Origin of the sequence: Candidatus Thiodiazotropha endoloripes, assembly GCF_001708965.1 — a bacterium.
GTDB classification, from domain to species: Bacteria; Pseudomonadota; Gammaproteobacteria; order Chromatiales; family Chromatiaceae; genus Thiodiazotropha; species Thiodiazotropha endoloripes.
Window position 1 is genome coordinate 1,665,189 of record NZ_LVJW01000006.1, and the last position, 19,104, is coordinate 1,684,292.

13 protein-coding genes, 3 tRNA genes and 3 rRNA genes are annotated in these 19,104 nt (G+C 51.2%); 15 read left to right on the forward strand and 4 right to left on the reverse strand.

The window, feature by feature from the left end; all coding sequences use genetic code 11:
- Positions 1–12 precede the first annotated feature (12 nt).
- The 11 genes from A3193_RS18195 (at position 13) to A3193_RS18245 (ending at position 10,396) form a co-directional block, all read left to right on the forward strand.
- Positions 13–1,554: ribosomal RNA gene (locus A3193_RS18195) — 16S ribosomal RNA — on the forward strand.
- A gap of 107 nt (positions 1,555–1,661) precedes the next feature.
- Positions 1,662–1,738: transfer RNA gene (locus A3193_RS18200), tRNA-Ile, on the forward strand.
- Positions 1,739–1,763: 25 nt separating this feature from the next.
- Positions 1,764–1,839: transfer RNA gene (locus A3193_RS18205), tRNA-Ala, on the forward strand.
- A 214-nt stretch (positions 1,840–2,053) separates the two neighbouring features.
- Positions 2,054–4,939 (forward strand): 23S ribosomal RNA (locus A3193_RS18210).
- Positions 4,940–5,044: 105 nt separating this feature from the next.
- A 5S ribosomal RNA gene (gene rrf / locus A3193_RS18215) occupies positions 5,045–5,160 on the forward strand.
- The 16S, 23S and 5S rRNA genes sit together here with 2 tRNA genes alongside, the layout of an rRNA operon.
- A gap of 120 nt (positions 5,161–5,280) precedes the next feature.
- Positions 5,281–5,910 (forward strand): hypothetical protein, encoded by a 630-nt coding sequence (locus A3193_RS18220; RefSeq protein ID WP_069002756.1) that lies wholly within the window; start codon positions 5,281–5,283, stop codon positions 5,908–5,910.
- Between the two features lie 2 nt (positions 5,911–5,912).
- Positions 5,913–7,721 carry a M61 family metallopeptidase gene (locus A3193_RS18225; RefSeq protein WP_069015447.1) on the forward strand — a complete coding sequence of 603 codons (1,809 nt, stop codon included), beginning with the start codon at positions 5,913–5,915 and terminating at the stop codon, positions 7,719–7,721.
- On the forward strand, positions 7,714–8,709 hold the full coding sequence (gene birA, locus A3193_RS18230) for a bifunctional biotin--[acetyl-CoA-carboxylase] ligase/biotin operon repressor BirA (RefSeq protein WP_069015448.1): 996 nt from the start codon (positions 7,714–7,716) through the stop codon (positions 8,707–8,709). The genes A3193_RS18225 and birA overlap by 8 nt, the downstream gene beginning before the upstream one ends.
- 3 nt (positions 8,710–8,712) lie before the next feature.
- Complete coding sequence (locus tag A3193_RS18235; protein WP_069002759.1) at positions 8,713–9,450, forward strand: type III pantothenate kinase; 738 nt, start codon at positions 8,713–8,715, stop codon at positions 9,448–9,450.
- Positions 9,451–9,453: 3 nt separating this feature from the next.
- Positions 9,454–10,278 carry a hypothetical protein gene (locus A3193_RS18240; RefSeq protein WP_069015449.1) on the forward strand — a complete coding sequence of 275 codons (825 nt, stop codon included), beginning with the start codon at positions 9,454–9,456 and terminating at the stop codon, positions 10,276–10,278.
- Between the two features lie 42 nt (positions 10,279–10,320).
- Positions 10,321–10,396, forward strand: a tRNA-Thr gene (locus A3193_RS18245).
- Positions 10,397–10,509: 113 nt separating this feature from the next.
- Here A3193_RS18245 and dksA read toward each other — a convergent pair.
- The 4 genes from dksA to A3193_RS18265 form a co-directional block, all read right to left on the reverse strand.
- Complete coding sequence (gene dksA / locus A3193_RS18250; protein ID WP_069002771.1) at positions 10,510–10,974, reverse strand: RNA polymerase-binding protein DksA; 465 nt, start codon at positions 10,972–10,974, stop codon at positions 10,510–10,512.
- An 87-nt stretch (positions 10,975–11,061) separates the two neighbouring features.
- Positions 11,062–11,298 carry a hypothetical protein gene (locus tag A3193_RS18255; RefSeq protein ID WP_069002772.1) on the reverse strand — a complete coding sequence of 79 codons (237 nt, stop codon included), beginning with the start codon at positions 11,296–11,298 and terminating at the stop codon, positions 11,062–11,064.
- 3 nt (positions 11,299–11,301) lie between these two features.
- A complete protein-coding gene (locus A3193_RS18260) occupies positions 11,302–12,009 on the reverse strand; it encodes a GTP-binding protein (RefSeq protein WP_083218841.1) in 708 nt (235 codons plus the stop codon).
- A gap of 378 nt (positions 12,010–12,387) precedes the next feature.
- Positions 12,388–13,428, reverse strand: a complete 1,041-nt coding sequence (locus A3193_RS18265) for a CobW family GTP-binding protein (protein WP_141694801.1) — start codon at positions 13,426–13,428, stop codon at positions 12,388–12,390.
- A gap of 659 nt (positions 13,429–14,087) precedes the next feature.
- Here A3193_RS18265 and A3193_RS18270 point away from each other — a divergent pair.
- From A3193_RS18270 to rpmA, 4 genes are all read left to right on the forward strand, one after another.
- Positions 14,088–15,722 carry a FecR domain-containing protein gene (locus A3193_RS18270; protein WP_069015451.1) on the forward strand — a complete coding sequence of 545 codons (1,635 nt, stop codon included), beginning with the start codon at positions 14,088–14,090 and terminating at the stop codon, positions 15,720–15,722.
- Positions 15,723–15,802: 80 nt separating this feature from the next.
- The gene (locus A3193_RS18275; protein WP_162272421.1) at positions 15,803–18,196 is read left to right on the forward strand and encodes an EAL domain-containing protein; all 2,394 of its coding nucleotides are present in this window, start codon (positions 15,803–15,805) and stop codon (positions 18,194–18,196) included.
- 327 nt (positions 18,197–18,523) lie between these two features.
- Positions 18,524–18,835, forward strand: a complete 312-nt coding sequence (rplU, locus tag A3193_RS18280; RefSeq protein ID WP_068987474.1) for a 50S ribosomal protein L21 — start codon at positions 18,524–18,526, stop codon at positions 18,833–18,835.
- A gap of 10 nt (positions 18,836–18,845) precedes the next feature.
- Positions 18,846–19,103, forward strand: a complete 258-nt coding sequence (gene rpmA, locus A3193_RS18285; RefSeq protein ID WP_069002776.1) for a 50S ribosomal protein L27 — start codon at positions 18,846–18,848, stop codon at positions 19,101–19,103.
- The last annotated feature ends 1 nt before the right edge of the window (position 19,104 follow it).

The following is a 19,104-nucleotide window of genomic DNA, read 5'->3' on the forward strand; positions in this document are numbered from 1 at the left end:
GCTATCAAACTTAAACTGAAGAGTTTGATCCTGGCTCAGATTGAACGCTGGCGGTATGCTTAACACATGCAAGTCGAACGGTAACAGCGAGAGCTTGCTCTCGGCTGACGAGTGGCGGACGGGTGAGTAACGCGTAGGAATCTGCCTAGTAGTGGGGGACAACTCGGGGAAACTCGAGCTAATACCGCATACGCCCTACGGGGGAAAGCGGGGGATCTTCGGACCTCGCGCTATTAGATGAGCCTGCGTTGGATTAGCTTGTTGGTAGGGTAATGGCCTACCAAGGCGACGATCCATAGCTGGTCTGAGAGGACGATCAGCCACACTGGGACTGAGACACGGCCCAGACTCCTACGGGAGGCAGCAGTGGGGAATATTGGACAATGGGGGCAACCCTGATCCAGCAATACCGCGTGTGTGAAGAAGGCCTGCGGGTTGTAAAGCACTTTCAATTGTGAAGAAAAGCCTAGGGTTAATAACCTTGGGTCTTGACGTTAACTTTAGAAGAAGCACCGGCTAACTCCGTGCCAGCAGCCGCGGTAATACGGAGGGTGCAAGCGTTAATCGGAATTACTGGGCGTAAAGCGCGCGTAGGTGGTCAAGTAAGTCAGATGTGAAAGCCCTGGGCTCAACCTGGGAACTGCATTTGAAACTGCTTGGCTAGAGTATGGTAGAGGGAAGCGGAATTCCGGGTGTAGCGGTGAAATGCGTAGATATCCGGAGGAACATCAGTGGCGAAGGCGGCTTCCTGGACCAATACTGACACTGAGGTGCGAAAGCGTGGGTAGCAAACAGGATTAGATACCCTGGTAGTCCACGCTGTAAACGATGTCAACTAGCCGTTGGACTCATTTAAGGGTTTAGTGGCGCAGCTAACGCGATAAGTTGACCGCCTGGGGAGTACGGCCGCAAGGTTAAAACTCAAAGGAATTGACGGGGGCCCGCACAAGCGGTGGAGCATGTGGTTTAATTCGATGCAACGCGAAGAACCTTACCAGCCCTTGACATCCTGGAAACTTACTAGAGATAGTTTGGTGCCTTCGGGAATCCAGTGACAGGTGCTGCATGGCTGTCGTCAGCTCGTGTCGTGAGATGTTGGGTTAAGTCCCGTAACGAGCGCAACCCTTGTCCCTAGTTGCCAGCACATAATGGTGGGAACTCTAGGGAGACTGCCGGTGACAAACCGGAGGAAGGTGGGGATGACGTCAAGTCATCATGGCCCTTATGGGCTGGGCTACACACGTGCTACAATGGCCGGTACAGAGAGCCGCGAACCCGCGAGGGGAAGCAAATCTCAGAAAACCGGTCGTAGTCCGGATTGGAGTCTGCAACTCGACTCCATGAAGTCGGAATCGCTAGTAATCGCAGATCAGAATGCTGCGGTGAATACGTTCCCGGGCCTTGTACACACCGCCCGTCACACCATGGGAGTGGGTTGCAAAAGAAGTGGGTAGCTTAACCTTCGGGAGGGCGCTCACCACTTTGTGATTCATGACTGGGGTGAAGTCGTAACAAGGTAGCCGTAGGGGAACCTGCGGCTGGATCACCTCCTTTAAAAAAGTTGCCCGGATCTTCGGAGCATCCACACAAGTTACCTAACCGATGTTGAAGCAGATACAGACCTGTCGAACAGCTAAGCAGCTGTACTGCACTGAGTACTTGGGTCTGTAGCTCAGTTGGTTAGAGCGCACCCCTGATAAGGGTGAGGTCGGAGGTTCAAATCCTCCCAGACCCACCAAATGTTCAGAATCAATGACTCTTCAGGGGCCATAGCTCAGCTGGGAGAGCGCCTGCCTTGCACGCAGGAGGTCGGGAGTTCGATCCTCCCTGGCTCCACCAAACTGGTGAAAGTGTTAAGTGTCTAGCGAAGTAAACGCTAGCCACTTCGTATTTTCGAAGTACTGCTCTTTAAAAATTAGGTTAGATCGCAGATAGGCGGATGTCGTGAGACATCCATAATATCTAAATGAGTATCTAAGTTCTCAAAAACTTAGTTATTTGGGTATGTTGCATTTGTACGAGCGACCAGACTCCAGAATTTTTGGGGTTATATGGTCAAGTGATTAAGCGCATACGGTGGATGCCTAGGCGGTAGAAGGCGATGAAGGACGTTGTAGCTTGCGATAAGCTTCGGGGAGCCAGCAAACAGGCTTTGATCCGGAGATTTCCGAATGGGAAAACCCACCTGTCGTAAGACAGGTATCTTGCACTGAATTCATAGGTGTAAGAGGCAAACCCGGGGAACTGAAACATCTAAGTACCCGGAGGAAAAGAAATCAATTGAGATTCCCTCAGTAGCGGCGAGCGAACGGGGACCAGCCGAACATGAAATTCATAGTGAAATGGTCTGGAAAGTCCAGCGATACAGGGTGATAGCCCCGTACACGAAATGAATGATTGACGTATTAAGTAGGTCGGAACACGTGATATTCTGACTGAAGATGGGGGGACCATCCTCCAAGGCTAAATACTCTCTACCGACCGATAGTGAACCAGTACCGTGAGGGAAAGGCGAAAAGAACCCCGTAGAGGGGAGTGAAATAGAACCTGAAACCGTATGCGTACAAGCAGTGGGAGCCCCTTCGGGGGTGACTGCGTACCTTTTGTATAATGGGTCAGCGACTTACTTCTCAGTGGCAAGCTTAACCGTATAGGGGAGGCGTAGGGAAACCGAGTCTTAATAGGGCGTTCAGTCGCTGGGAGTAGACCCGAAACCGGGCGATCTAGCCATGGCCAGGGTGAAGGTGCGGTAACACGCGCTGGAGGCCCGAACCCACCTATGTTGAAAAATGGGGGGATGAGCTGTGGCTAGGAGTGAAAGGCTAATCAAGCCCGGAGATAGCTGGTTCTCCTCGAAAGCTATTTAGGTAGCGCCTCGCGTCTCACTCCAGGGGGTAGAGCACTGTTTCGGCTAGGGGGCCATCCCGGCTTACCAAACCGATGCAAACTCCGAATACTTGGAAGTGCAATCGCGGGAGACACACGGCGGGTGCTAACGTCCGTCGTGGAAAGGGAAACAACCCAGACCGCCAGCTAAGGTCCCAAAATCATGGCTCAGTGGGAAACGATGTGGGAAGGCATAGACAGCTAGGAGGTTGGCTTAGAAGCAGCCATCCTTTAAAGAAAGCGTAATAGCTCACTAGTCGAGTCGGCCTGCGCGGAAGATTTAACGGGGCTTAAGCCATGTACCGAAGCTGCGGATACGTGTTTACACGTATGGTAGAGGAGCGTTCTGTAAGCCTGCGAAGGTGTGTTGTAAAGCATGCTGGAGGTATCAGAAGTGCGAATGCTGACATGAGTAACGATAAAGGGGGTGAGAGGCCCCCTCGCCGAAAACCCAAGGTTTCCTGCGCAACGCTAATCGGCGCAGGGTTAGTCGGCCCCTAAGGCGAGGCAGAAATGCGTAGTCGATGGGAATCCGGTTAATATTCCGGAACTACTTATTACTGCGATGGGGTGACGGAGAAGGCTAGATCATCCGGGTGTTGGTTTACCCGGTTTAAACGTGTAGGGAGTCTGTTTAGGCAAATCCGGACGGACAATTCTGAGACGTGATGACGAGCTTCCATGTGAAGCGAAGTGATTGATGCCATACTTCCAGGAAAAACCTCTAAGCTTCAGGTAATAAGTAACCGTACTCTAAACCGACACAGGTGGGTAGGGTGAGAATCCCAAGGCGCTTGAGAGAACTCTGGTGAAGGAACTAGGCAAAATAGTACCGTAACTTCGGGAGAAGGTACGCCCTTGGTATGTGAAGAGACTTGCTCTCCTAGCAGAAGAGGGTTGCAGTGACCAGGTGGCTGCGACTGTTTATTAAAAACATAGCACTCTGCAAACTCGAAAGAGGAAGTATAGGGTGTGACGCCTGCCCGGTGCCGGAAGGTTAATTGATGGGGTTAGTCTTCGGACGAAGCTCTTGATCGAAGCCCCGGTAAACGGCGGCCGTAACTATAACGGTCCTAAGGTAGCGAAATTCCTTGTCGGGTAAGTTCCGACCTGCACGAATGGCGTAACGATGGCCACGCTGTCTCCACCAGAGACTCAGTGAAATTGAAATCGCTGTTAAGATGCAGTGTACCCGCGGCTAGACGGAAAGACCCCGTGAACCTTTACTACAGCTTTGCACTGGACTTTGAATATGTTTGTGTAGGATAGGTGGGAGGCTTTGAAACGTAGACGCCAGTTTACGTGGAGCCAACCTTGAAATACCACCCTGACATATTTGGAGTTCTAACCTCGACCCGTTATCCGGGTTAGGGACAGTGTATGGTGGGTAGTTTGACTGGGGCGGTCTCCTCCCAAAGAGTAACGGAGGAGCACGAAGGTACCCTCAGCGCGGTCGGACATCGCGCAACGAGTGCAAAGGCATAAGGGTGCTTGACTGCGAGACAGACAAGTCGAGCAGGTACGAAAGTAGGTCTTAGTGATCCGGTGGTTCTGTATGGAAGGGCCATCGCTCAACGGATAAAAGGTACTCCGGGGATAACAGGCTGATACCGCCCAAGAGTTCATATCGACGGCGGTGTTTGGCACCTCGATGTCGGCTCATCACATCCTGGGGCTGAAGTCGGTCCCAAGGGTATGGCTGTTCGCCATTTAAAGTGGTACGCGAGCTGGGTTTAGAACGTCGTGAGACAGTTCGGTCCCTATCTGCCGTGGGCGTTTGAGATTTGAGGGAAGCTGCTCCTAGTACGAGAGGACCGGAGTGGACGTATCTCTGGTGTTCCGGTTGTCACGCCAGTGGCATTGCCGGGTAGCTATATACGGACAGGATAACCGCTGAAAGCATCTAAGCGGGAAGCCCCTCCCAAGATTAGATCTCACTTGTCTCTTGAAGACACTGAAGGGCCGTTGAAGACTACAACGTTGATAGGCTGGGTGTGGAAGTACAGTAATGTATGAAGCTAACCAGTACTAATTGCCCGTGAGACTTGACCATATAACACCCAAACATTTTGGGTTTGGTTCAAACAAACGCACACCCAATACTCTAGCGATCTAACCGAATGCAGAGTTGTTCAAGTTGAGCAACTCCACCAGTTTGCCTGGCGGCTATAGCGTGTTGGTACCACCCGATCCCATCTCGAACTCGGAAGTGAAACGACATAGCGCCGATGATAGTGTGGGGTTTCCCCATGTTAAAGTAGGACACTGCCAGGTTTTTACACAAAAACCCCGTATCGGAAACGATACGGGGTTTTTTTTTGTCCAAAGGCGTAGAATCTTTTTTTTAAAAAGTTTCTCTTCGATGTCTGGATTTGTTTTAACAGGCCCTACTAGATGGCTATTTCCATTGCACTGCTGATAACAGGTTTGATACTGATCACGCTCTCTTTGCGACAGCTCCTTTTCAAAAGGAGAGTGCTGAGTGCCACATTCAGCGGTGTGTTCGGAACATTTACCCTGCTTATCGCTACGATCTTCACCCTCTTGCTGATGAATGTTCAGACCTATGTGCAACTCACCCGGGAGATAGATCTGGTAGAGGTTGAGGTTGCAGATTTTTCTGAAACTGGAGCTGAGTTGACGTTAACCTATGATGGCAGGACGTCAACTCACCTGATCGCTGCGGATGAGTGGCGACTGGATGCCCGGTTCATTAAGTGGAAACCCTGGTTCACCCTGTTCGGTAAGGAGCCGATTGTCAGACTTGAAACCATCAGTGGGCGAAATTACCGAAACAGTCCAGCGGCAAATCAGATATACCAGTTGTCTGATACTTCCATCAACACAGATGAACTGTTCTCATATCTTACGGATAAGTTCGGTGTTCTGGATACCATGTATGGCAGTTCGGTCTACATGCCGATACAGTCCGGTGCCCGTTACCTTGTCAGTGCAACCCACTCTGGCCTGATTGCCAGACCAATAAACAACCAGGGGCGTAGTGCAGTCAATAACTGGAAATGAGAATGATCGACTACAGACTAAATCTACTATCCCCACAAAGCCATCTATTCGAAGTTGAACTGACCATTCAGAATCCTGATCCAGATGGACAGGTCGTCTATCTGCCAGCCTGGATAAGAGGCAGTTATCTGATACGGGATTACGCCAGACATATCGTTTTGATTGAAGCCAATGCCAATGGGCAACAACTCACCCTCAATAAACTGGACAAACAGAGTTGGCAGATCGAACCGGTTAACCAACCGCTCACACTCAACTATCAGGTTTATGCCTGGGAGCTTACCGTCAGATCGGCTCATTTCGACAATACCCACGCCTATTTCAATGGACCGGCTCTGTTTCTAGCAGTCCGTGGGCAGGAGTTGATGCCGTGCAGGTTGGAGATCCTTGCTCCACAAATCATGCCGTTGAAGCAGTGGCGGGTTGCCTTTTCAATGAAACCGGAAAGTATCGATGATCAGGGCTTCGGAACTTACCAGGCCGATGATTACGAAGCTTTAATTGATTGCCCGGGTGAGATCGGAGACTATTCCGAGAGTCAGTTTGAAGTGGCGGGATGTAACCACCGATTTGTAGTAAGTGGTGTTAAAAGATTCGATCATGAGAATTTATGTTTACATTTAGCAAGGATTTGTGAAAAGCAGGTTGAGTTGTTTGGTGATTTGCCGGTTCAGGATTACCTGTTTCTGTTGCGTGTGGTTGAAGATGGTTATGGCGGACTTGAGCATAAGAATTCTACCAGCCTGATCTTTCCAAGGGACGATTTACCGGCACAGCGTGATCGTAAGATATCCTCGGGATATCGTAGGTTGCTGGCTTTGTGCAGTCATGAGTATTTTCACTTATGGAATGTGAAGCGCATAACCCCAAAAGCTTTTCTACAACAGAATACACAGCAGGAGGTGTACACCCGTCAGTTATGGGTTTTTGAAGGTATCACTTCATACTATGACGAATTAATCCTTGTGCGCAGTGGTGTTATCAGTAAACAGGACTATTTTGAAATGCTCGCCGAAACTGTCACCCGGGTGATGAGAGGTAGTGGGCGACATAAACAGACACTCGAAGAGTCGAGCTTTGATGTCTGGACAAAATTCTACAAACAGGATGAGAACGCACCCAACGCCATTGTCAGTTACTATGCGAAGGGCGCCCTGTTCGCGCTGCTGCTGGATTTGACGATACGTCTTCAAAGTAAGGGTAGGTTTTCACTCGATCAGGTTATGCGTGAAATGTGGTTACGCTATGGCAAGCCGGGTAAAGGCGTACCGGAAAATGGTCTCGAAACGGTTGTGGCTGACGTGACTTCACTCGATCTTCAATCACTGTTTGATCTTGGTCTGCGCTCCACCGAGGAACTTCCCCTCGCAGAGTGTTTTTCGGAATTCGGTGTTGAAATGAAATTGTTACCGGCTAAATCCTTTGATGACCGCGGTGGGGTAGTTGGTGACAAGGAGCGCGAGCAGCAACCGTTTACGGGTATTGGTGCAAAGTGGACCAACAAAAATAGCGGCATCAAAGTGCAACAGGTGTTTGATGATGGGGCTGCACAGAAAGCGGGTATCTCTGCTGGTGATGAGATTGTCGCCGTGGATGGGCTCAGAATGAATGCAAAGCAGTTTGAAAACTACATTCTCGATAGCGAAGCGGGTAGTGATATCGAGGTACATCTGTTTCGTCGGGGGCACTTGATGAATTTGTTGTTGCAACCGCAGCTGGCAGCTTTCGATACCTGTTACTTCGATCTGACCGAACCTTCTGATGAAGAGGTCAAACAACGTCAGTCAGACTGGTTGATGGGCCATGGCTGAAGAGATCCTGCTGATCAATAAAATGGCTGATGGCCGGTTTCATTCCGGTCAGGAGCTGGGTGAGATGCTCGGCATCAGTCGTGCCGGTGTCTGGAAGAAACTGCAGAAGATAAAAGATAAATACGGTCTTCAGGTTGATGCCGTCAAGGGCCGGGGATATCGATTGCAGGGGCCCTTGGATCTGCTCGACAGGGACTCGATCGAAAAGGTGTTTAGTCAGCTTGGTATAGAGCCGCCGCCCGTTGAACTCCATACAACCATCGATTCCACCAATGCCTGGTTGATGCAGAAGGCAGCCTTGGGTATCAAGTCCGGTACCGTTTGTCTTGCAGAGCAGCAAACTGGGGGAAAGGGTCGCCATGGCAGACAATGGGTCTCCCCGTTTGGCAGAAACCTCTACTACTCGATGTTGTTACGATTCGATCTCGCTCCAGCCCAGGTTGCCGGATTGAGCCTGACTTCCGCCATTGCAGTGCTGCGTCTGTTGCGTCAGATGAATTGTCATCAGGCCGGACTTAAGTGGCCGAATGATGTGCTTTGGCAAGGGAGAAAACTGGCAGGATTGCTGTTGCAGGTAGCGGGTGAATCAAGCGGTCCGTCCCAGGTCGTGATTGGTGTCGGGCTCAACCTGGGTATGGGTCAGTATGGTGAGGGGATTGATCAGCCTTGGGCCGATTTAAGACAGATTCCGCATGTTCAACCTTTTAATCGGAATGAGCTGGCAGCCAGACTGACCGCGCATTTAAGAGATGTTGCCGAACAGTATCTGCAGCAAGGACTCGCAGGGTTTACCGATGAGTGGCATGAGTATGACCTCTATCTAGGCAAACAGGTTGTGATCAGCAGTGCCAGTAACATGCACACAGGAATACATATGGGGATCGATGAAACCGGTGGTATCAGGATTGAGACTGAAGGGGGGATTCGAACCTTTCACGCTGGTGAAGTGAGTCTTAGGGGAAATCAGAACGATGTCAGCAGATCCTAGGCTATGAAACTCTTTGTAGATATTGGCAATACGGCTATCAAATGGGCGAATGAGCGTGAGCTGCAATCAAAGGTCGTACACAGGGCAAGTTCTCATCAGATCCCGGAATCGATCGATCGGGCCTGGATCGATATGGAGGTGCCATCTGAGGTGCATATCGCCTCTGTCAGAACCACACGGATTTCTCAACGCCTCAATCACTGGATCGCTCAACACTGGCAGGCCGAGGTCCGATTTTCGACAACAGCCCAGCAGGAGCTGGGGGTAACCACTGGGTATACCACACCATCCCAACTGGGTGTTGATCGGTGGTTGGCCCTGTTGGCAGCCTACCATATTGGTGGTGGACCGAAACTTGTTGTAGATTGCGGTTCAGCCACCACAGTTGATGGCGTGGATGAATCGGGTCGGCACCTTGGTGGGCTGATACTGCCGGGTCTGCAGCTCATCGGCAAGTGCCTGGAACTGAATACGGACCTCTCTTTTGGTGAGAGTGGTTTGAATTTGAACAGTTTTGCGACTGATACCGCAGCAGGGATTCAATCTGGCGCTATGCTGGCACATCTCTGCGTGGTAGAAAGGTTACTTCAGGATTTAGAGCAGCGATGTGGAAAAACTGCAGAGTGTATTATTACTGGAGGGAACGCAGATAGCTTGTCAGCTCATCTGTCAGCGACTCACCAGGTGATACCAGATCTTGTTCTTCAGGGATTGGCATTACAATCAGCTCAAGCAGAATGACTTATGAAATGGCTTTTTTTAACACTATTGCTGATTAATCTTGGCCTGTTTATGCTGATCTATCCGCAGCAACAGGTTGCTGAGCGATCCTCACTGTTAGCCGATGTCGGAGAACTGAAGCTGGCCGGTGAGCAGGAATCCGCAGCTGCGAATGATGAGCCTGGGGCTGTCGCAACTGAAGAGCTGATGGTGGAGGCTGATGAGACGACCAAACCGGAGCTGGAGGAGCCGCCGCTCAAAGATAGACCTGCAGAGCAACAGCAAACTCAGCAAACAGCACTACCCGAGGAACCACCAGCCGAGGAGATCGTCGCTGAAACACCACCCCCTCCCCCACAGGAGGAGTCCCCGGAGGAAGTATCGGTACGATGCGCCATGTTGGGGTATGTGGACACACGCTCTGCAGCTGAAGAGATTTCAGTCAGGATGAGAGCCCTGGGGTTCAAGCCTGAATTGCAGTCGGAGTCGAGAAACGAGCAGGCGGGCTATTGGGTGCTCATCCCCCAGCAGTCAACCCGAAGAGAAGCGGTAAATATAGCAAAAAAGCTTGAAGAATCAGGTGTTTCTGATCTTTGGCGCTTTACCAGTGGCAAGCTGGTTCATGCCATCTCCCTGGGGCTTTTCAGAGATGAGATTCGTGCGGGGGACCGGAAGCGTGAAATCGACGCGCTTGGCTTTAATTCGGTGATCCAGCCCAGATATCGGGAAAAGACCAATTACTGGTTGAGTTACAAAACGGGCAACAGCGCAGTGCTAAGCGATCGGGACTGGGCGGGGCTGGTCAAGGATTTTCCTGAACTGGTCAGAAAAGAGATTGAGTGCCAATAGTTTGCCAGGAGGCAAAGAAACGCTTAGAATTCGCACTCCTTAGCCGGCGTAGCTCAGTTGGTAGAGCAGCTGATTTGTAATCAGCTGGTCGGGGGTTCGAATCCTCTCGCCGGCTCCATTCTCATAGGGGTCTATTCCGGAGACATAGTTAACACTTTCTCCGGGGCGAAAGGATCAGGAGCCGGTTCCACCCGGTTGTCATTCTGTGCTTTCATCGGTTAGAGGCCAGGCTCATTTTCTGCCGAGATCCACTCCGGTTAGCCGCTCGCGTAGTTCGCGTCGTTCCTGAGCTTCCACACAAAGTGTCGTAACGGGGCGCGCCTCAAGCCGCGCCAAGCCGATTGGCTCACCGGTGTCCTCGCACCAGCCGTAGGTTCCATCGTCAATCCGGCTGAGGGCAGCGTCGATCTTGCCCAGTAGCTTGCGGTAGCGGTCTCGCGTGCGCAACTCCAGCGTCTGGGCAGCTTCACGGGTAGCTCGGTCTGCTTCATCGCCCACCTCATGGTGGCTGTCGTGACGGAGCTCCGCGAGCGTCGCATCTACCTCATCAAGTAACTCTGATCGCCAGTTCAGGAGCTTCTGCTTGAAATAGGTCAACTGGCTCGACCCCATGTAGTCGTCATCGATGGGTGGACCACTGTCTGAGGAGCCGTGGGGCTGCACATGCCGTTTCAATTCGCTAATTTTCTTGGCCATATCTCTGTGTCGCTGTGTTGAATTCTGTAGCCGCAGCGGAAGAAGCTGCTGTAGCCGGATCGCGGCGAGAAAAGGCAAAATTCGTCTTCATACCTCTGCCGCCGCACGTTGAAACCACGCCAGCACCTGCTCGCGCCAGGGATGGCCATACAAGCTTGCAAAACGTCGTGATTCCTCATGCTGGGAATCACCAAGAATGGTAATGCGCGCCTTAACAAACTCGGGCGTCAACGCCTGACTGCATTTGACCTCGATGCAATAGCGCCAGCCAGCATAGTTGCTTGGGAAGAACTCTTTCTCGTAGCGTTCGGTACCATCGTTCATGGGTTATGCCTCCTCATGATCGGCGAACCACTTCGGAAAAGGATCGTCGTACGTCTTCCATGTCTCAGGGCCTGCTGCCAGTTCGGTCTCGGTGAGCAGGCATTGATCGAGGGTCGCTCTGGTCTGGTCAGGATCGAGGTGCTGTCCAATGAACACAATCTCCTGACGACGATCTCCATACTCACCGTCAAACTCAGCCTCTATGCGGGCGCGGTATTCCGGTTCCTGGGGCCAATGCTCGCTCGGCGCTGCTGCCCACCAGATCCCGGCTGGGCCATGGCGCATGATGCCCCCTGCCTGTGACAGTTCGCCCGCCGCATCATGCCGTGAGGCTAGCCAGAAAAAACCCTTAGAGCGTAGGATATCCCCTGGCCAGTCTGTTTTTAATGCCTCGGCGAAGCGGACTGGGTGAAAAGGCCGACGTGCACGATAGACAAAGCTGCTGATACCGTACTCTTCCGTCTCAGGCGTATGTTCACCGCGGATCTCAGCCAGCCAACCCGGTGACTGTGCCGCTCGTGCAAAATCGAAACGTCCGGTGCCCATGACTTGATCCAGTGGCACCTTGCCAAAGCTGGCGTAGAGGACCGCGACACGCCGACCTTCGCGGTTGTTGAGGATATGGTTGAGCAGCGTGGTCTTGCCGGCACCCAGAAAACCGGATAGGACGGTGACCGGTAACTTGCGGTCTATGTCAGATGTCGAAGGCATTTTAGCTCTCCATTTCGATATCCGTGTTGGCCGAGGTTCGCGGTCTAATCGAGTATTTGGTGCAGAATATCGGGCTGGTTGTCCACCGCATGTGTTGATGCAGGAGGTACCAACTCAGAATTGGTTGCGTTTCGATACATGACAAGCGAACATTCTTGGAATATTAATGTTATGTTATATCATAACATTAATATAGTGCAGCATTTATGTGGTTGTTTACTAAAAGAGCTGCATTGGGATTAAGTGATACTGATTTGAGTGAGTAATTCCGTGTCGGTGCTGGATCAGCCTGGGACCTGTTAACACGATTCAAATCGGCTCGGCGGGGAGTGTTTTTTCATTCAGCATGGTGCGTGTCGCTGCAATTGGCCCTAGAACTTAGCAAGCGTTCTCTACACAACCCCGCAATTGCTGTTCAATTGCGCGCCAATCCAATGGATCAGTACCGATCATCTCTATTCTTGGGTTCATCTGTTGCTCTAGAGCCTCTTCAGACCATTCGCTCTGGGTTGCGTTGATTCTCATGTGACCATGGGATGAGGGCAGGAAACCTTTCATTCTCACCACACCTGAGAAAACCATTATCTGTCGTACGCAAGCCGGATCGAATAGGGCATCGGTAGGCAGCGTCCAACTAGCCGTGTAGAACCCATCGGCAGCACCTTCAATACGATGCCAATCGCCAGCGGGAGGTTCGTGTCCATGATGGTGATGGTGAGTATCAGTATTGAACGCGTGCGCCTCGGGAAATAAGGCAATGCGCTCCAGTCTGGGCTCATCAAGATAGGCCTGTTTAAGGTTGCCATGAGCTACCATAGCGGCTGCCTTTTTGGCTGAGCCCTGAGCATTAACCAGACTGTAGAATGCACTTCTGTCGGCGTCAGTGTAGCAGTCCAGCTTATTGCCAATGAGCACATCGGCCAAATGGAGTTGATCCTGGAAGTTAGGGTGAGACGTATAGCGGGGATCATTAAGCATGCGAGCATCCACCAAACCGATGGTCGCACGGAGATCAAGGACTTCGCCATAATAGGGGCCGGTGAGTTGCTCGATGAGTTGAGCCGGGTGTCCGAGACCGGTAGGTTCGATAAGAATGCGGTCTGGTTTTGAGCTTTGGATCAGGCGATTCAGACCCACCTGCATGCCAGCACTGCCGACACAACAGAGGCAGCCGCCAGCAACCTCTTCGACGAAAATCTCGGCATGATCAACCGCCTCGGCCTGTATCAGGTCGCCATCCACACCGATACGCCCGAACTCGTTCACCAGCACAGCCCAACGCTGCCCCACGGGTGCCTGAGACAGAAGATGCAGGATGGTAGTGGTCTTGCCAGTACCGAGGAATCCAGTGATTAGGTTGGTGGGTATGTTGCGATACATGAGGGTGAGGAGGGTAATCGCATCATCCCGGCATATCAAGGTGTGATCGTATTATCAAAGTCAGTAGGCAGCACCGTCTAATTGGTCATCGTCGATTCAGCTCTCTGAATTTACAGGCTGGTTATGATTGTTACTCATGTTCAGTCCGCATAACTGCGCAAAACGAATTCCTTGTAGTGTTTGAATATTTTGTAGCCTCTCATTCGGTAGATGCCAAACTCACGGAAAACAACAGACATTATCTTCCACTACAGAAAGCGGGTAACAAATTTAAGACGTTCGTCCAGACGATTTCACTCTTTACAAGGCATCTGAGGTCACCCCCAAATGCTCAATTATATAACCTATGTCTTCGGAATATTCTGCAACCTACGTGTCGAGAAGGGTGTTGCGATTCCAGCAACTCTACCTAGGTAGTCAGTCATCACTGATAACCGTCTCCTATCCCCTTTTATAGGTTATTGTCGAGACTTGACCAGGGTTCTTTTAGAGTAATTTGATTGCTCCCAAATCTCCTGTAGAGCTATCTTTTTGCCGATTTTACTCTTAAGCTAAATTCAAGCAGGTCTAGGAGACCCTGTTGGTTGCGGAATTAGCCTACACCTATAATGTAATTCTTTTTTACAGTCACTCTATTTCTCATGACTTAGACTGGAAACTTATAACAGCAACATAGGGATAAAATCAGGGGAACTCCATTGTCGAAAAGAATTTTTTTCCTGAGGAACGCCATTCTTATTCTATTGTTTTCCCTGCCTCTACAGGCAGCTGATTGGGTATATACCGTCGTAGAGGGGGATAACCTCTGGGATTTCAGCGCCAAGCACCTGGATAGTGTAATGCGCTTTGAGCAGCTTCGAAAGCTGAACAACATTAAAAACCCGAAGCGTTTGCAACCGGGCAGCTGGTTGCGAGTGCCAATGAAATGGATTCGCAGTAATGCGGTTCCTGCGCGAATCGGTCTACTTGAGGGTAAGGTTCGAATACTCCGCGCTGACGGTTCAGCTGAGAACAGCCTCAAATCAGGTGTTTTGATCCATCTTGGGGATACCTTGAATACCGGACAGAACAGCAGTGCTTCTGTCATCTTTGCGGATAACTCCAGCTTAACACTGTACAGTGATACTGAGATGCGTTTTGATCACCTCAGCGCCTATGGTGAGACCGGCATGGTGGACTCCAGAGTGCATCTCGGGCAGGGACGCATGGAGACCAAGGTAAAGCCGACGGCCGGTCCCGGCTCTCGATTCGAAATTCATACACCTTCAGCCATCACGGCGGTCAGAGGGACGGCCTATCGTGCCGCGATCAGCCCGAACGGTGACTCATCAAGTATTGAGGTCCTCGAGGGGGATGTGGTGGTCAGTGGTGCTGAACAGCAAACCCTGGTATCGGCAGGGTTCGGTACACAGGTGGCCCTGGGCAAAGCGCCCACGGAACCTCGAAAACTGCTGCCCTCTCCCGGCTTGCATGAGCTGCCTGAACCGCTCAGGGCATTGGAATGGCAGCTCAATTGGCAATCTTTGGATGGCGCCAACAGCTATCGTGCGGAGATAAGCTCTAGTGCCGATTTTGATGTGCTGCAGTGGGAGGCCGTGGTTCAGGAGCCTCAAGTGAAGCTGCCGGATCTCGCTGATGGGGACTACTGGTTCAGAGTGCGCGGTATCGATGAGGTGGGTCTTGAAGGGAACAGCGCTGTTCAGTCGCTGCTCCTGGATCGTCATCCCCAACCACCAACCTCATTGAGCCCTGCGGATGGTGAGATGCTCGATTTTGGAGGCGTTGAACTGAAGTGGCAACAGATCAGCAAAGTCAGGGGTTACCTGTTGGAGGTTGCTGCGGATCAGGCATTTGAAGAGATCGTCTTTAAGCAGGAAACCGATGACAAAACTCAGTTTGAGGTGACTGAACTCAAACAGCCTGGACGCTACTTTTGGCGTGTCTCAGCGATAGCCGAGGATGGGGAAGTGGGTCCGTCAGGGGCAGTCCGATCATGGCGGCTCAGAGCCGATATGGAATCCCCTAATGTCATTGTCACAGCCACAGAAGCTCATGTTGTCAGCAACTGGCAGCCGTTGAATTCAAACTATCGCTACCATGTACAGTTGGCTCATGATGCTGATTTCAAACAGCTCGAATTTGACCAGATCATCTCAGCCAATGAGCAAACCTTCGATCACATCTACAGCCAACTTAGATACATAAGAGTATGTGCCGTGGATGAGGATGACTATCATGGGCCTTGGAGCTCAGTACAAAAGGTTGACCCCCTGTTGGGTAAGAGTGTTTGGATTGTCCCGATCAGCGCAATCATGGGTTTGCTGTTTTTGTAGTTGAATAAGGCAGTCTTTTGATTAAGAGCAGAATCAGTCAGATAGTTTTATCAGCCATTCTGGTTACCTGCTCTTTTATTTTGGTCAAACATGCCGCGATAGAGCGTCTGGATTTTCTACTATACGACTATTTCCTCAATCTGCTTGAAAACCGGATTAGCGATGAACTGGTGGTCGTGGCCATCGATGATTCAAGTCTGCAAGCAATGGGGCGTTGGCCCTGGTCGAGAAAAGTCCACGCGAAAATGCTTGATCGATTGACTGAATTGAAGGCCCGTGTCGTCGGTTTCGATGTGTTGTTTTCCGAAGCGGAGACCACAGATCCGTTGGCAGACAGGATTTTCGCGGATGCGATTGCCCGCAGTGATGTAACCGTACTTGCCGTTGCGCCGACCAATCCGCTACCGGGAAAACATATCGGCGAGGTACTGCCTCTTCCGATACTGGCAGAGTCGGCTGCGGCATTGGGACATGTGGATTTTGAGATCGATAGCGATGGACTTTGTCGCAGTTTTTATCTGTATGCGGGGATGGATGATGCGCGTTGGCCAACCTTTACCTTGGCAATGGCCAATGTGGCAGGTGATTCAATTCCTCTCAGCCGTGATAACAAAACAGTCAATAGGGAGTCGGTCAGTTGGCTTAGGTCCGGGCGCTATCTTATTCCCTACGATGCGAACCAGGGTGGAATTGAAACGATCTCCGCCTATCAGTTACTCCACGATGATGAAGCGGCAGACAAGGTTGCCGGACGATATGTGTTGGTTGGATCAACGGCAACCGGTTTGGGTGATGTCATATCGACACCGGTGTCACAAAATCACCAACGGATGCCGGGAGTTCAGTTGAATGCTCATGTATTGAGCGGATTACTGGGGGGTAATCTGCTGAAAGAGATGAATCAGGATACACATCTCTATTTGACTCTGCTGATTACGGGTTTGGTAACGTTTCTACTCTCATCGACCCGCTTTCCTGTTTCGGTTGTTCTGTTTCTCGTTGCGGTGATCGGTATACCGGTTGGTGCCGGCTTGACTCTTTCCGTTACACAGGTCTGGTTTGCACCTGCCGCTTCGATGGTGCCTCTGTTGATCGGAATTCCCTTATGGGGGGTCTGGCTGCATCGGCATGAAAAAAGTGTCAATCGTCAATTGAGTGTTCGGATGCATGACCAGGCGACCCATCATGCCGTAACCGGCCTGCCAAACCAGTACGCGTTGGAAGAGTATCTGCGCAAGCTGACGGCTTCTGATGCGGAACAGGCCAATATCACCGCTTTGATTATCATTCATGTGAAGTGGCTGAACTCAACCGGTAGCATTATCGGCCGTTCAGCCGGCAATCAATTGTTGCAAATGATCGCTCGGTTGTTACGCGATGTGGTGCGCAGTGATGACATCGTCAGTCATCTCGGTGGTGATGACTTTGGGGTATTGGTGCAGGGATTGAATGATATTGAATCGGCGGATGTGGTTGCTCAGAATCTGCTTGGAATTATGCAGCAACCCATCGCCTTCGAAGAGGCCTCGATGTTTCTCGCACCGTGTATAGGTATGAGCATATGGCCGGATGAGAGTGAGGATGGTGAAGCGTTGTTGCGTGATGCAAAGATCGCGGTATTCAGAGCGCGTATGCAGGGAGCTGAATCAGTTTGTCGCTATTCACCACAGATTGCCAAAGAGGTGGAGCAGGGATCGCAGTTGGAGCGGGCGCTTATCTTTGCTTTGGAACGTAATGAGTTTGAAGTCTACTACCAGCCTCAGGTGATTACCGAAACTGGACGGATCTTCGGTGTTGAGGCGCTGCTGCGCTGGCATAACCCTGAGCTCGGTCTGGTCTACCCCAGCGCCTTCATTCCTGTGGCTGAACATACCGGGCTGATACGTACCATAGGGCTATGGGTGTTGCGCACAGCCTGTCAGCAGGTGCAGCAGTGGAACAGTCAGGGTTTGGGACCAATACAGTTGGCAGTCAATCTTTCACCCTTGCAGTTCAGCGATAAAAATCTGGTTGATGAGGTTCGACGTTGCCTTGTGGATAGTGGTTTAGAGCCCGACTATTTGGAGTTGGAGATTACAGAAAGCGCTGTAATGCAGAATCTGGCTGAAGCTACGAACGCCATGCGCCTGTTGAAAGAGCAAGGTGTAAAACTGGCCATTGATGATTTTGGCACCGGTTACTCATCGTTGAGTAATCTTCAGCACTTTCCGTTGGATCGTATCAAGATTGATCAATCCTTTACCCGGGAGTTTCAGCAGAATGAAAATGTCAAAGAGATCACATTGATGATTATTGAGATGGCAAAACGTCTCAAGCTGAAGGTTATCGCTGAAGGGGTGGAGACGGAGGCGCAGGCGGACCATCTGCAGCAATATGGGTGTGATGGTTTGCAAGGCTACTACTACAGTCATCCAGTCCCCGCGTCGGAGTTGACAGTGATTCTTGATGGAGGAGATTCGAAACAGCAACGCTAATCCCTGGGCGTTACTCAATTGCAGTGAAACTGTGTTGGAGCTCACCTGGGTTTGCCGCTCAAGCCAGGGGGGCAGGATTGAGAGTCTGGCGATCTGCCTGGCGTTGTGAATTGAAATCGATTATTTCAATTAAAACAACTGGTTAGTAATGAGTATAGCGGGGCGCTCCGTGAGATACTGGGCCTGAATCAGTGTGCTTTCACAGGCGGTCTGTAGAACAGTCTCACTGCAGGTTGACCCGCCGTGTCCGTACGGGTAGAATTCCGGCTCTTTACCTCGCCAGACGTCTGGCTGAGAAGATAACGGGATATTTCGGGGATTAATGCAATGTATGCGGTAATTCAAACCGGCGGCAAACAGTACCGGGTTTCTGAAGGCGATACCATCAAAGTCGAGATGTTGACGGCTGATGAGGGCGCCTCTGTTGAGCTGGACAAGGTTCTGATGATCACCAACGGTGATGATGTCAAGGTCGGTACACCTTATGTCGATGGCGGCAAAGTTACGGCTACCGTGAAATCCCACGGCCGTGGCAAGAAAGTGAAAATTATCAAGTTTCGTCGCCGCAAGCACCATATGAAACGTCAGGGGCATCGTCAGTGGTTCACTGAGTTGCAAGTCACTGGCATTAGCGGCTGAGGAGAGAGAGATGGCTCATAAAAAGGCAGGCGGTAGTACACGTAACGGCCGCGATTCGGAATCCAAACGTCTTGGTGTCAAGATCTACGGTGATCAGGCTGTGAAAGCCGGTAATATCATCGTTCGTCAGCGTGGCACCCAGTTCCATAACGGCGTCAATGTAGGCATTGGCAAAGACCACACCCTGTTCGCCAAAGCGGATGGTACGGTCAAGTTTGAAGTCAAAGGCCCGCGTAACCGCAAATATGTGAGCGTTGTCGCCGAGTAAT